Here is a 14446-nt window from a genome sequence, read left to right as displayed (position 1 = left end):
GTGCCCCAGCCGTCAGCCCTTCTTGTACAGCTTCTTGCTCTGGTAGACCGGCTCACAGGTGACATGCACCCCGAGGTTCCGGAAGATGGACTCGTCCACCGGGCCGAGGATGACGGAGGCGTGCACGTCGCAGCCGCGCAACTGCTGCAGTTCGGCCAGCGCCCGGCGGGCGTTCTCGTCGAAGCGGGCGCCGACGGACAACGCGATGAGCACCTCGTCGGTGTGGAGGCGCGGGTTGGCGCTGCCCAGGTGACGGGTCTTGAGGGTCTGGATGGGCTCGATGGTCTCCGGGTCGAGGAGGCGCACCTCATCGGGGAGGCCGGCGAGCATCTTCAGCGCATTGAGCAGCATGGCGGAACTGGCCCCGAGCAGCGCCGAGGTCTTGCCCGTGACGACGGCGCCATCGGGAAGCTGGATGGCGGCGGCCGGGCCCTTGGTGCGCTTCTCCAGTTCGAGCGCCGGCCCGACGACGGGGCGGTCGTCGCGCGTGATGCCGAGGGTGGACATGATCAGGGCGATGCGGTCCGACTGGTGGGGTTCGGACTCGTCGCGGCGTTCGGCCACGAGCGCCTTGAAGTAGCGCCGCAGCACCTCCTGCTTCGAGGCCTCGCGGCACACCTCGTCGTCGGAGATGCAGACGCCCGCCATGTTGACGCCCATGTCCGTGGGTGACTGGTAGGGGCTCTCCCCCGTCAACTGCTCGAAGAGGAGCTTCAGCACAGGGAAGGACTCGACGTCGCGGTTGTAGTTGACGACCTGCTCGCCGTACGCGGCGAGGTGGAAGGGGTCGATCATGTTGACGTCGTCAAGGTCTGCCGTGGCCGCCTCGTAGGCCATGTTGACCGGGTGGTCCAGCGGCAGGTTCCAGATGGGGAAGGTCTCGTACTTGGCGTAGCCGGAGGCGATGCCGCGCTTGTGGTCGTGGTAGAGCTGCGACAGGCAGGTCGCCATCTTGCCGCTGCCCGGGCCCGGGGCGGTGACCACGACGACGTCGCGGGTGGTCTCGATGTACTCGTTGCGGCCGTAGCCGTTGTCGCTCACGATCAGCGGGATGTCGTTGGGGTAGCCCTTGATCGGGTAGTGGCGGTACACCTTGAGACCCAGCCGCTCCAGCTTGCGCTTGAAGTTGCGGGCCTGGCGGTGGTCGTCGGCCATCTGCGTGATGACCACGGAGCCGACGTAGAGCCCGTAGGTGCGGAACTCGTCGATGAGCCGCAGCACGTCGGCCTCGTAGGTGATGCCGATGTCGGCGCGCACCTTGTTGCGGATGAGGTCGTGGGAGGAGATGACCATGACGATCTCGACCTCGTCGGCGATGGTGTTGAGCATCGCGATCTTGTTGTCCGGGGTGAAGCCGGGCAGGACCCGCGCGGCGTGGTGGTCGTCGAAGAGCTTGCCGCCGAACTCGAGGTAGAGCTTCCCGCCGAAGCGCTTGCGTCGCTGGTCGATGTGCTCGGATTGGAGGTCGAGGTACTTCTGACGGTCGAATCCGGGTTTGCGATTGCTCTGAGCCACGGACCGCCAGCTTACACGTTGTAGGCCGCTCGGCCCTGACCGGAAGGGGGTAGGTTCCTGTCATGGCGCAGCTCAACGTCCACGAACACGGCGACACCACAGCCCCACCGCTCGTCCTCGTCCACGGCCTGACCGACGACGGCACCTGCTGGCCGGATGCCGTCGCCCGCTGGGAATCAGACTTCCGCATCCTCGCCGTCGACCAGCGCGGGCACGGCCGCTCCCCCCGCTTCACCGACGAGGAGTTGGGCCGCGTCCCCGAAGTGCTGCGCGACGACGTGGCAGAAGTGCTGCGCGAGCTGGGCCGGCCGGCATTGGTCGTGGCGCATTCGCTCGGCGGGTTGGTCGCCGCCCGCGTCGCGCAGGCGTATCCGGAGCTCGTGCGCGCCCTCGTGCTGGAGGACCCGGCCAAGCCCGCCCCGCACTGGGAAGCGGCGGAGCGGGAGTTCGCGCGCCAGCAGCTCGCCTTCGTGGAGACGGTGACGGAGGACCCCGACGGCGAGGTCACCCGCATGCTGCAGGAGACGCCGTGGACGGACACCGAGCTGAAGCCGTGGGCGGAATCCAAGGCCCGTGTCGACCGTGAATACCTCCGACGGGGTCTCTACCTGGGCGACACCGCCTGGGAGGAGATGTTCACCGGGCTGAGCGTGCCGACGCTGATCCTGGTTCCCGTCAACGGCGAGATGGCCCCTGATCCCGCGAAGATCCACAACGACCTGGTGCGGGTGGTGGAGGTACCGGGCGCCGGGCACTGCATCCGCCGCGACCGCCCCGAAGCCTTCTACGAGCTCGTGGAGGCGTTCCTGCACGTGGGCTGAGCCACCCGACGACCCGGGGCGGGCCGGCGGGGGTCAGGCCAGGTTGGGCTTGGCTACGGTGAGCGGGAGCAGCACCTTGCCGGTGGGGCCGATCTGGATCTCGGTGTCCAGCTGCGGGCACACGCCGCAGTCGAAGCACGGGGTCCAGCGGCAGTCCTCGACCTCGCGGCCGTCCAGCGCGTCCTGCCAGTCCTCCCAGAGCCAGTCACGGTCCAGGCCGGCGTCCAGGTGGTCCCACGGGAGCACCTCTTCGTAGCTGCGTTCCCGCTGGGTGTACCACTCCAGGTCGATGCCGAATTTCGCCAGCTCGTCATTGGCCGAGGCGACCCAGCGCTCGTAGGAGAAGTGCTCGCTCCAACCGTCGAACTTGCCGCCCTCGCGCCAGACGCGCTCGATGACGCGTCCGATGCGGCGGTCGCCGCGCGACAGCAGCCCCTCGACCACGCCGGGCTCACCCTCGTGGTAGCGAAGACCGATTGCGCGGCCGTAGTTGCGGTCCTGCTTGATGGTCTCCTTGAGGAGCATCAGCCGGCTGTTGATGGTCTCGGAGCTCGCCTGACCGGCCCATTGGAAGGGCGTGTGTGCCTTCGGCACGAAGCCGCCGATCGAGACGGTGCAGCGGATGTCCTTGGTGCCGGACGCCTGGCGCCCGGTCTCGATGACGCGGCGCGCGAGGTCTGCGATGGCCAGCACGTCCTCGTCGGTCTCCGTGGGCAGCCCGCACATGAAATAGAGCTTGACCTGGCGCCAGCCGGAGGAGAAGGCGGCGGCGACCGTGTTGATCAGGTCCTCCTCGCTGACCATCTTGTTGATGACCTTGCGCATGCGCTCCGAGCCGCCCTCGGGCGCGAACGTGAGGCCGGAGCGCCGACCGTTGCGCGAGAGTTCGTTGGCGAGGTCGATGTTGAACGCGTCCACGCGGGTGGACGGGAGCGAGAGCGAGACGTTGCTGCCCTCGTACCGGTCCGCCAACTGGCGGGTGACTTCAGCGATCTCGGAGTGGTCCGCCGACGACAGCGACAGCAGCCCGATCTCCTCCAGACCGGTGGCCTTGAGGCCGCCCTCCACCATGGCGCCGATGGTCTCGATGCTGCGTTCGCGGACGGGCCGCGTGATCATGCCGGCCTGGCAGAAGCGGCAGCCCCTGGTGCAGCCGCGGAAGATCTCCACGGAGTAGCGCTCGTGGACCGTCTCCGCCATGGGGACGATGGGCTTCTTGGGATAGGGCCACGCGTCGAGATCCATGAGCGTGTGCTTGCGCACCTGGAACGGCACCTCGGGCCGGTTCGGGGCGACGCGCTGGATGCGCCCGTCGTCGAGGTAGTCGACGTCGTAGAACTTGGGCACGTAGAACGCGCCGGTCATGGCCAGGCGCAGCAGCAGCCCGTCGCGGCCGCCTTCGCGCCCCTCGGCCTTCCATTCCCGCACGATGTCGGAGATGTGCAGCGAGGCCTCCTCGCCGTCGCCGAGCACCGCGACGTCGATGAAGTCCGCGATGGGTTCCGGGTTGAACGCCGCGTGCCCGCCGGCCACGACGAGCGGCTCGTACTCACCGCGCTGGTCGGCGTGCAGCGTCAGGCCGGACAGGTCGATGAGGTTGAGCAGGTTCGTGTAACCCAGCTCCGTGGAGAACGAGACGCCCAGCAGGTCGAACATGCCGACGGGGCGGTGGGCGTCGAGCGTGAACTGCGGGATGTGGTTGTCGCGCAGCACCTTCTCCATGTCCGGCCAGACGGAGTAGGTGCGTTCCGCGAGGATCCAGTCCCGTTCGTTGAGGATCTCGTAGAGGATGGCCACGCCCTGGTTGGGCTGGCCCACCTCGTAGGCGTCCGGGTAGGAGAGGCACCAGCGCACGCTGACGCTGTCCCAGTCCTTCACGACGGAGTTGTGTTCACCGCCCACGTACTGGATGGGCTTGCTGACGCTCGCCAGCAACGGTTCGAGGCGGTCGAACACCGAGTGCGTGGGCAGAGTGGGCATCGTAGTCATAGCGTGGTCAAGGATATCTGCGGGGTGCGCTTTGGCCTAGCCCCGGCCGAGCGTCGCGAGTCGACGTCGCCGAGCCAACACGTCCAGCAGCACCACCAGGATCACCGAGGCGGTCAGCTGCCACAGGATCACGGGGCCGCCCGCGCCGACGGAGCGGTCGAACAGGCCGCTGACGTCCTGGAACGGCACGATGGAGAAGCCGATCATGTTGTTGACGATGTGGACGGCGGCCGCCGCCTCCAGCCCACCGGTGCGCCACGTCAGCCAGCTCAACAGGGCACCCAGGCTGAAGTAGAAGACGTTGAGCCACGGGTCTGCCGCGCCGTGCATCACCATGAACAGCGCCGAGTTCAGGACGGTACCGACGATGAAGGCCACGACGGGCAGCCTGAACCAGGAGCCCACGGTGCGGAAGACCACGCCCCGCAGCAGGTACTCCTCTGCCGCTGCCTGGAACGGCGTCACCAGCATCAGCCCGATGAGCAGCCACCAGGTGTAGGGCCGGATCTGCAGCTCCAGGTCCGCGGTCCCCGTCAGTGAGAGTTCGATGCCCATGTTGAGCCCGAGCACCACCAGCGACGCGGCGACGCAGATCCAGAACCAACCCCACCGCACCCGTCCGACCACTGAATGCAGGAAGCCGGGGCGTTGTTTCACGAGGTGGCCGGTCAGCAGCGCGAATGGCAGCAACAGGCCGATGGCGATGCTGTTGGCCAGCACCAGGCCCGGCGTGACACGGCCTTCCTCGAGCATCCCCATGAGGTCGTCCGGGTCCACCGCCCCGGTGGCCACCTCGACGCCCACGGCGGCCAGCGTGGCGAGCACAGCGAAGCCGAAGAACGCCACCGCCAGGATGAGCACCACGACGATGGGGCGCCACGGGGCGATCCCCGGCGCGCGCCAGAACTGGTGGTACCCGACCGGTGTCGTCGGCATCGACGGCGGGGCCGGGGTCCACGTCGGCGCAGGGAACGCCACGTCGCGTCGCTGCTCAGGCAGCGGCGGCGCCCATTGCTGTGGTGGCCCCCACTGGGGGGAGGGCTGTCGTTCGGGCGGGGGAAGCTGGCTCACAGCCCCACCCTAACCTCGTGGGGTTCCGGGTCAGAGGGCCGGGAACCAGAGCGCGATCTCACGCGCCGCGGACTCAGCCGAATCAGAGGCGTGCACCGCGTTGCGCGGGCCGCTGTCGCCGAAATCCGCCCGGATGGTGCCCGGCTCGGCCTTGGCCGGATCCGTGGCCCCGTTGAGCTCACGCACCTGGGAGACGCAGTCCGGCCCGCACAGGACGAGGGGGATCATGGGGCCGCTGGTCATGAAGGTACGCAGCTTCGGGTAGAAGTCCCGTGCCAGGTGCTCCTCGTAGTGCCGGTCCGCGAAGGCACCGTCGATGGTGCGCAGTTCCATGGCGACGATGGAGAGCCCGGCCTCCTCGTAGCGGGCCAGTACCTTTCCTGCGTTACCGGCCTCCACCACGTCGGGCTTGATGATGACGAGCGTCTTTTCGCTCACTGTGGGTTACCTCCATGCCGGTGGGCCTCAATCCTCTTGCCGAGGATCACACACGTCGCCCAGATCAAAGCGAAGATGATACCCATGGCGTACATCCACGGGGTGAGAACGCCCAATCCGATGAGGACGGCCTGGGCGGCCCATCCCGCCAGATAGCCCCAGCGCTTCCGAAGGCCGGCGAGGGCGCCGATGCACAAGAGCGTGGCCACTGCACTCCAGGCGGCCGCGACCGCGAGATCGACGCCCGAGACCTGGATCATGCCGATGTAGGCCAACCAGATGATGATCACCTCGAAGAGCAGCACCGACATGGCCGCGCTGCGCATGGGGTTGTCGGGCGCGAGGGTCACTGGGTGTCCTTCTTCTTCAACAGGTCGCGGGCCTCGCCCGCAGCGATGACGGACCCCGCGACGAGCACACCGGCCTGGACGCTGGCGGTGTCAGCCAGCATGACGGCCAGGTCCAGAGCCTCACGCATGCTGGGGGCGCGGTGCACCTTGCTGGTCTCCCACACCGTTTCGGCGACGGCGGCGAGGTCGTCGACGGGCCGAGCCCGGGAGGTCGAGGAGACCTGGGTGATGACCACCTGGTCCATCTTCTCCGCGAAGATCTCGAGCACCTCCGCGGCGTCCTTGTCCTGCATCATGGCCACGACACCGATGGTGGGCGCGAAGTCGAAGCTCTCCTCCACCGCGTCGATGGTGGCGCGGGCGGCCTGCGTGTTGTGGGCGGTATCGATCACGATCGGCGGCGAGGTGCGCACCAGTTCCAGGCGCGCCGGGGCCTCGACGGCACCCAGCCCCTCGACGATGATCTCCGGGTTGAGCGGCTTGCCGCCCAGGAACGCCTCGACCGCCGCCACCGCGAGCGCCGCGTTGCGGGCCATGTGTTCCCCGTAGAGAGGCAGGAAGACGTCAGCCACAGGGCCGCCGACGCTCTCGATGCGCAGCAACTGGCCACCCACGGCGAGGCCGCGCTCCAGCAGGCCGAAATCCGGACCCTCGGCCTTCATCGACGCGCCGGCCTCGACGGCGGCGGCCAGCAGCACCTTGGCGGCCTCGGGAGCCTGGCCGGCGAACACGGCGGTGCCGCCGGGCTTGATGATGCCGGCCTTCTCCCCCGCGATCTCCGTCAGCGTGTTGCCCAGGATGTGCGTGTGGTCCATCCCGATGGGCGTGACCACGGCGACCGCCGCGTCGGCCACCGACGTGGCGTCCCAACGCCCGCCCAGGCCCACCTCCATCACCGCGACATCGACGGGGGCGTCGGCGAACGCCGCGTACGCCATGCCGGTGATGACCTCGAAGAACGTCATGGCCACGCCGTCGAGCTGCTGCTCGTCCACCATGTCGACGTAGGGCTCGATGTCCGCCCACACCTCAGCGAAGCGTTCCTCGCTGATGGGTTCGCCGTCGATCACGATGCGCTCACGCACATCCGACAGGTGCGGGCTGGAGAACCGCCCGGTGCGCAGGCCCGCGGAACGCAGCAGCGTCTCGATCATGATGGCGGTGCTGCCCTTGCCGTTGGTGCCGGCCACCTGGATGACGGGATAGGCCCGCTGCGGTTCACCGAGGAGGTCCATCAGCGCGGCGACCCTGGTCAGGCTGGGCGCCACCCGGTGCTCGGGCCAACGGCTGGTCAGGGCCGCCGTCAACGCGGCGTGTGAGGTTTCAGTCATGGTGGGGCCAGCCTACTCGGCCGGGCACCGCCCAGGAGGATTCCGCAGTGTGTAGTAACTGATTCAACCACCTTGGGTGCGCTGGTTATCATTACTTCCGAAAGCGCAGCACCCCACGGTGCCCGCAGCCCCGCACTGGATTTCTGAAGGAGCACCTACATGGCCAACAACTCGAACCTCAGCAAGCGCGCCGCGCTGCGGCAGGCTCAGGAGATGGACGAACGCAACAAGCGCAACAAGCGCATCATGGGGTTCGGTTTCGGCCTGGCGGCCCTGGTTGTCGTCGTGGTGCTCGCCATCGTCATCGTGCAGGCCATCGGCAACCGCACCTCGGTGGCAGAAGAACAGCTGACGCCGCCCGCCGCCACCGAGGGCTACGGCATCCCGCTCGAAGGTAATGCCCCCAGCGCGGACAAGCCGCACCTCGTGCTGTGGGAGGACTACCAGTGCCCCGCGTGTGCCAGCGCCCACGCAACCCTCGGCCCGATCGTGGAGCAGCTGGTCGCCGACGGCTCCATCACCACCGAGATCCGCACCGCCCACTTCCTGGATCAGGCCCGCGAGGACGGCCCCTCGTCCCGCACCGCCGTGGCGGCCGCCGCTGCAGCAGAGGTGGGTGCGTTCGAGGACTTCCACCGTGTCGCGTTCGACTTCCAGGACACCGGCTACACGGACCAGGTGCTCCGCAACGACATCCCCCAGGCCGCGGGCATCACCGGTGAAGACCTGACCCGCTACGTCGAGCTGTACAACTCCCGCTCGTTCCAGGAGTGGGTCGACAACGCGGACCAGAAGTTCCGCGACGACGCCGTCGACGCGACCCCGGCCTACGTCGTCTCCGGCCAGCGCCTGGATCTCGGCTCCATCGAGCCCACCGCCGAGGGCTTCCTCAGCGCCGCGACCGCCGCCTGGGAAGAGGGCGGCAAGGAGATCGATGTCAAGCCTGAGCCCTACCAGCGCTGATCGCCTCACCCCACACACCAGCAGCCCGGACGTCCACCGTCCGGGCTGCTGCCGTTTGAGGCCCTTCCCCGGATCGGCACCAGTGGCGAATCTCGCTAAGATCAACCGCATGACTGACACCACCGCGCCCAAGGGTGCCCTGCCCGACAAGCCCGTCCTCGAAGGACTGGAGGCCAAGTGGGGCGAGGTATGGCAGACAGAGGGCACCTACGCCTTCCGTCGGCCGTCGTCGCGCGACGAGGTGTTCAGCATCGACACTCCCCCACCCACCGTGTCCGGCTCGCTGCACGTGGGGCACGTCTTCAGCTACACGCACACCGACACCATCGCGCGCTACCAGCGGATGCGCGGCAAGGAAGTCTTCTACCCCATGGGCTGGGACGACAACGGCCTGCCCACCGAGCGCCGGGTGCAGAACTTCTACGGCGTGCGCTGCGACCCCTCGCTGCCCTACGACGCCGGCTTCCAGCCGCCCGCCAAGCCGGATCCGAAGCGGCAGATCCCGATCAGCCGCCGCAACTTCATCGAGCTGTGCCAGGAACTGACGCAGGTGGACGAGCAGGTCTTCGAGGACCTGTGGAAGCAGCTCGGCCTGTCGGTGGATTGGAACACCCTCTACACCACCATCTCGCCCGAGGCCCAGTCCGTGGCGCAGCGCGCGTTCCTGCGCAACCACGCCCGTGGCGAGGCCTACCTCGACCATGCGCCCACCCTCTGGGACGTGACGTTCCAGACGGCCGTCGCGCAGGCCGAGCTCGAGGCCCGCGACTACCCCGGCCACTACCACCGGGTCGCCTTCCACAAGCCGGACGGCGAGCCGGTGTGGATCGAGACGACGAGGCCCGAACTCATCGTGTCGGTCTGCGCCCTCATCGCCCACCCGGACGACGAGCGCTACCAGGACCTCTTCGGCACGACGGTGACCTCGCCCATCTTCGGCGTCGAGATCCCGGTGCTGGCCCACGCCGCGGCCGAGCCCGACAAGGGTGCCGGCATCGCCATGTGCTGTACCTTCGGCGACCTCACCGACGTGCTGTGGTGGCGTGAGCTGAACCTGCCCACCCGCACCGTCATCGGCCGCGACGGCCGTTTCCAGGCCGAGACGCCGGAGTGGATCGTCAACACGGAGGCCTATGAAGGGCTGGCGGGCAAGACCGCCTTCTCCGCCCGCGAGGCCACCGTCGCCCAGCTGCGCGAGCAGGGCGACATGCTGGAGGACCCCAAACCCACCACCCGCATGGCCAACTTCTACGAGAAGGGCGACAAGCCCCTCGAGATCGTGGCCACCCGCCAGTGGTACATCACCAACGGCGGCCGCGACGAGGAACTCAAGGCCACCCTCCTGGAGCGCGGCCGGGCCCTCGAGTGGACCCCCGAGCACATGAAGCACCGCTACGACAACTGGGTCTCGGGCCTCAACGGCGACTGGCTCATCTCGCGCCAGCGCTTCTTCGGCGTGCCGTTCCCCGTCTGGTACGAGCTGGACGCCGACGGTGAGCCGCGGTACGAGAGCCCCATCGTGGCCGACGAGGCCTCGCTGCCCATCGACCCCATGACCGACACCCCGGAGGGCTTCTCGGAGGAGCAGCGCAACCAGCCCGGCGGCTTCATGGCGGACCCCGACGTGATGGACACCTGGGCGACGTCGTCGCTCACCCCGCACCTGGCCACCGGCTGGGAGCGCGATGAGGAGCTGTTCAACCTCACGTTCCCCATGGACATGGCCCCCCAGGCCCACGACATCATCCGCACCTGGCTGTTCAGCCGCGTGGTGCGCGCGCACTTCGAGAACGGCACGCTCCCCTGGAAGCGCGCCACCATCTCGGGCTTCGTCGTGGACCCAGACCGCAAGAAGATGTCGAAGTCGAAGGGCAACGTGGTGGTGCCCACCGACATCCTCGTCAAGTACGGCTCCGACGCGGTGCGCTGGCGCGCCGCCATGGCCCGTCCCGGCCAGGATTCACCGTTCGACGAGACCCAGATGAAGGTGGGCCGTCGCCTCGCGATGAAGATCCTCAACGCCGGCAAGTTCGTGCTGTCGATGCAGGACGCGCCCGCCACGCTGGACGCCGTGACGAACCCGGTGGACAAGGCTCTGCTGCGCGGCCTGACCGTCGTCGTGGAGAAGGCCACTGAGGAGTTCGAGGACTACGACTACAGCGGGGCGCTCGAGGCCACGGAGACGTTCTTCTGGTCCTTCTGCGACGACTACCTCGAACTGGTCAAGGAACGCGCCTACACCGGCAGCGACGAGGGCAAGAAGTCGGCGCAGGCCGCGTTGGCCATCGCGCTCAGCGTGCAGGTGCGCCTGTTCGCGCCCTTCCTGCCGTTCGTGGCGGAAGAGGTGTGGCGCTGGACCAACGACTCGTCGGTGCACCGCTCCGCCTGGCCCACCGCGGAGGAGCTGTCGATCGACGGCGACGCCACGCTGCTGGCAGATCTCGCGGAGGCGCTCATCGCCATCCGCGGCGCGAAGTCCAACGCGAAGGTCTCCATGCGGGCAGAGGTGGCGAAGGCCGTCTTCCGCGGGCCGGCGGGCTCCGTCGAGCGGTTGAAGACCATCGAGCCGGACCTGCGTGCCGTGGGCCGCCTGGTGGGCGACGTGGAGTGGGTCGAGGACGGCCAGCACATCGTCGCCGACATCGAACTGGCGCCCGTCGCCGGCTGATAGTTCCCTGCAGAGGAAGAAGGCCTCGAAGTCGCGCGACTCCGAGGCCTTCTTTACACCCGCTCAGAAGCGCGGTGGCGGGAAGCTGGGCGCCACCGCTGCCGGAGTGCCGTTGAGGCGCTGAAGCGCCTCGTCCACCGCCGCGTCGAGCTGCTTGTCGCCGTCGGATTCCCAATCAGCCGGCCCCACCTCCACCACGATGTCGGGGTCGACGCCGTGGTTCTCGAGCCCGAAGCCGTGCTGGTCGAAGGCGATCCAGTAGCGCGGCTGTGTCACCTCGGTGCCGTCCACCAGGGTGAACCGGCCGTCGATGCCGACCACGCCGCCCCAACTGCGCTCGCCCACCACCGGACCGAGGCCCAGGTTCTGTGCGGCGGCGGTCACGATGTCGCCGTCCGAGCCGGCGAACGGGTTCGTGAGGAACACCACGGGGCCCCGTGCGGCCTGGCTGGGGTAGGTGCTCGCCCCGTCGTGGTGACGGGCGCCGACCCAGCCGATGGCCCGGCGCGTCAGCCGCTCGATGACCAGTTCTGAGGTGTGGCCGCCGCCGTTGAAGCGCACGTCCACCACCACCCCGTCACACGCCATCGCGGCGTCGATGAGCCTGTGGAACTCCGCCCAGCCGCGGGCCACCATGTCCGGTACGTGCACGTAACCGATGCGTCCGCCGGAGCGTTCCCGCACATACTCCACGCGGCTGGTCACCCACTGGTGGTACCGCAGCGGCGACTCGTTGCTCGTGGGCACGACGGCGACCCGACGCTTCTGGCGCCCCCGGGCCAGGGTCAACTCGACGACCTTCTCCGCCGCACCCTGGAGCAGCGCTCCGATGTGCGGTGCGTCGGCGGTGGGCCTGCCGTCGACGGCGACGATGACGTCGCCAGGCTCAGCGGCGACACCGGCCGCCCTCAGCGGCGACCGCGCCGTGGGGTCCGACGTTTCGCCGGGCAGGATGTCGGCGATGACCACTTCGCCCTTGGCATTGCGGGTGAAGGTGGCGCCCAGGTAGCCGACAGAGGGACCGTCGTCGTCAGGAGGCGACACATAGGCGTGCGAGGTGTTGAGCTCGCCGACGGTCTCCCAGAGCACGTCCAGGAGGTCGTCGTGCGTGGCCACGACGTCGAGCAGCGGCCGGTAGCGCGCCACCGCGGCAGACCAGTCCGTGCCGTCGAAATCCGGGCGCCAGAAGTGGTCGCGCATCAGGCGGGAGTTCTCCTCGAACATCTGCCGCCACTCGGCGCGGGGATCGATCTCGCGGCGCAGCCGGCTCAGGTCGACGGCGACCCGGGCGTCCTCGTCGTCGCCGGGGGCCTGCTCGGCACTCTGCACCCAGACCTCGTCTCCGTTGCGGACGACCAGACGCTCGCCGTCGCCGCTGACGCCGGCCCCGTCGCAGCCCTCGACCACCGTGGTGACCTTGCGGGTCTTCAAGGAAAAGTGCTCCACGACGTCCTTGACCTCGCCTTCGACCCCGGCGCGCAGGGCGCCGAGTTCGCCCACGGAGCGAAGCGACTGCCACACGAACCCGTGCTTGGTCGCCTGGAGGTGCACGTAGCGGCCCGACGGCACGGGGAACGGGACCATCCGGTCCTCTACTCCCCCGACGTCGAAGACGACCGAGACCTGCTCGGACTCCTTGCCGTCCTTGCCCTTCTTGCCTTCCTTGCCCGACTTCCCGGAGTCGTCATCCTTCTCGTCGTCCTCATCGGCTTCACTGATGGCCCAGCCGTCCGGCGACGGGCCGAACGGGGCAGGCTCTGCCGCGCTCAGAGGCACCAGCCACGGACGCACGGTGTTGGTGAAGGAGAGGTCGAACGTCAACTCGTCGTAGGTGGGGTCGATGGTGCGGCTCGACAGGAACACGAGGTACTTGCCGTCGGCGGTGAACACCGGCGAGAAGTCGTTGAACTGGCCCCTGGTCAGCGTGAACGCGCGCTTCTCGGTGACGTCGTAGCCCACGAGCTGCCCGAGCATCCCCTCCTGCGCGATGGCGTTGCGCCACACGAGGTAGCGGCCGTCCGGAGACCAGGCGAAGCCCGACGCCTCACCGACGGTGGAGCGGCCGATGTCCTTGACGTTGCCGCGCGCCACGTCGACGAGGTACACCGTGCCGTCGTGGCTGCCGACGGCGATCCGGGTGCCCTGCTCGTTGGGCTCCAGCGTCATGACGCGGCCGAGGCGGCCCGCTCCGATGCGGCGGGCCTTGTCGCCGCCCTCCAACAGGCGGATCTCGAGGGCGTCCTCACCCTCGGCGTCCGTCACCCACACCGCCTTGCCGCCCGTGTGGTCAAGGAAGCGCGGCTCCCTGACCCGGACGCCGGCGTTGTCCGCGAGGGCCCGGGCAGGGCCACCGCGGTGCGTGAGGTAGTAGGCGGCACCGCGCCATTCCAGCAGCGACCCGTCGCCGCCGTTGTCCGGCACGATCGCCTCGAGCCTGTCTGTGGGGTGCACCTGCACCGGCGACGGCGCCCCGATGCCGGTGGCCAACTCGATGAGTTGGGGCTCAGCCTTCAGACTGGCGAGGTGGAACAGCTGGCCGCGCGAGTGGTAGACGACGCCCTGGCCGTCGCTGGTGGCGTCGCGGATGTAGCCCTCCTCGGCGGTGTGGGAGGTGTGGTTGCGCAGGTCCATGCCGTTCAGGTCCACGGACCACACCTGCGCCTGCACGTCCGGCGCGTCGCCAAGATCCGAGGTGAAGACGAGGCGGTCCCCCACCCAGGTGGGGTGGTGCAGGCCGGCCTCGATCTCCGGCAGGACCCGGATCCAGTCGCCCTGGCCGTCGCCGATGTGGAGGCGCGCGGCCATGCCGCCGCGGTAGCGCTTCCATCCCGAGGGATCGCGGTGGTTGATGGACGCGACGGCCACCCTGCCGCTGCTGTGCACGGTCGCCGAGGTGGCGCCGCCCCAGGGCAGCCGGGTGAGCTCACCGTCGAGTGAGAGCGAATACATATAGGTGTCGACCCGGTGGAGGCCCTCGTGGTCCGAGCTGAGGAGGACGTGCTGGTCATCCAGCCACCCTGAGATGACCAGCCTGCGCGTCCCCAGCCAGGTGAGCCTCCGGGTGCCGCCGTCGAGGTCGACGACGTAGGCGTCCCACCGGCCGTGGGTCGTTGCCGCGTAGGCGACCTTCGACCCGTCCGGGGAGAACCGTGGGCTGCGGGGCGTGCCTTCCGCCACGGTGATGCGTGCGGCGCGGCCGCCCGAAAGCGGCCCCAACCACAGGTCGTCGTCTGCGACGAAGACGACCTCATCATGATGCAGGTGCGGGAAACGTCGATAACCTCGGCTCACCCGCCCAAC

Annotated in this window: 10 protein-coding genes; 3 read left to right on the top strand and 7 right to left on the bottom strand. The window is 68.7% G+C overall.

Annotation, left to right across the window (positions count from 1 at the left end; all coding sequences use genetic code 11):
• Positions 1 to 12 precede the first annotated feature (12 nt).
• Positions 13 to 1515, bottom strand: a complete 1503-nt coding sequence (locus ACZK4S_RS06445; RefSeq protein WP_463643760.1) for a DUF1846 domain-containing protein — start codon at positions 1513 to 1515, stop codon at positions 13 to 15.
• A 62-nt stretch (positions 1516 to 1577) separates the two neighbouring features.
• Between ACZK4S_RS06445 and ACZK4S_RS06440 the strand changes: the two genes are divergently transcribed.
• A complete protein-coding gene (locus ACZK4S_RS06440) occupies positions 1578 to 2336 on the top strand; it encodes an alpha/beta fold hydrolase (protein ID WP_463643759.1) in 759 nt (252 codons plus the stop codon).
• 33 nt (positions 2337 to 2369) lie between these two features.
• Here the strand turns inward: ACZK4S_RS06440 and ACZK4S_RS06435 are convergent, their stop codons facing one another.
• The 5 genes from ACZK4S_RS06435 to ACZK4S_RS06415 are packed head-to-tail and all read right to left on the bottom strand — an operon-like array spanning position 2370 to position 7515.
• Entirely contained in the window at positions 2370 to 4316 is a 1947-nt protein-coding gene (locus tag ACZK4S_RS06435; RefSeq protein ID WP_463643839.1) for a TIGR03960 family B12-binding radical SAM protein, read from the bottom strand.
• Between the two features lie 45 nt (positions 4317 to 4361).
• Positions 4362 to 5396 (bottom strand): CPBP family intramembrane glutamic endopeptidase, encoded by a 1035-nt coding sequence (locus ACZK4S_RS06430; protein ID WP_463643758.1) that lies wholly within the window; start codon positions 5394 to 5396, stop codon positions 4362 to 4364.
• Between the two features lie 30 nt (positions 5397 to 5426).
• Positions 5427 to 5834 carry a nucleoside-diphosphate kinase gene (gene ndk, locus ACZK4S_RS06425; protein ID WP_459397400.1) on the bottom strand — a complete coding sequence of 136 codons (408 nt, stop codon included), beginning with the start codon at positions 5832 to 5834 and terminating at the stop codon, positions 5427 to 5429.
• Entirely contained in the window at positions 5831 to 6184 is a 354-nt protein-coding gene (locus ACZK4S_RS06420) for a DUF4233 domain-containing protein (RefSeq protein ID WP_076060610.1), read from the bottom strand. Before ACZK4S_RS06420 ends, ndk begins: the two co-directional genes overlap by 4 nt.
• Complete coding sequence (locus tag ACZK4S_RS06415) at positions 6181 to 7515, bottom strand: bifunctional folylpolyglutamate synthase/dihydrofolate synthase (protein ID WP_463643757.1); 1335 nt, start codon at positions 7513 to 7515, stop codon at positions 6181 to 6183. Before ACZK4S_RS06415 ends, ACZK4S_RS06420 begins: the two co-directional genes overlap by 4 nt.
• A 159-nt stretch (positions 7516 to 7674) precedes the next feature.
• Between ACZK4S_RS06415 and ACZK4S_RS06410 the strand changes: the two genes are divergently transcribed.
• Together ACZK4S_RS06410 and valS are read left to right on the top strand one after the other, a co-directional pair.
• Positions 7675 to 8478 carry a DsbA family protein gene (locus ACZK4S_RS06410; protein ID WP_463643756.1) on the top strand — a complete coding sequence of 268 codons (804 nt, stop codon included), beginning with the start codon at positions 7675 to 7677 and terminating at the stop codon, positions 8476 to 8478.
• A gap of 109 nt (positions 8479 to 8587) precedes the next feature.
• Entirely contained in the window at positions 8588 to 11146 is a 2559-nt protein-coding gene (valS, locus tag ACZK4S_RS06405) for a valine--tRNA ligase (protein ID WP_463643755.1), read from the top strand.
• A gap of 63 nt (positions 11147 to 11209) precedes the next feature.
• On the opposite strand, the gene ACZK4S_RS06400 is transcribed toward valS, so the two are convergent.
• Positions 11210 to 14437 carry a S41 family peptidase gene (locus ACZK4S_RS06400; protein WP_463643753.1) on the bottom strand — a complete coding sequence of 1076 codons (3228 nt, stop codon included), beginning with the start codon at positions 14435 to 14437 and terminating at the stop codon, positions 11210 to 11212.
• Between the last annotated feature and the right edge of the window lie 9 nt (positions 14438 to 14446).

The sequence above is a fragment of the Tessaracoccus zhenghani genome (assembly GCF_055326325.1).
This window is presented reverse-complemented; position numbering and strand designations above follow the sequence as displayed.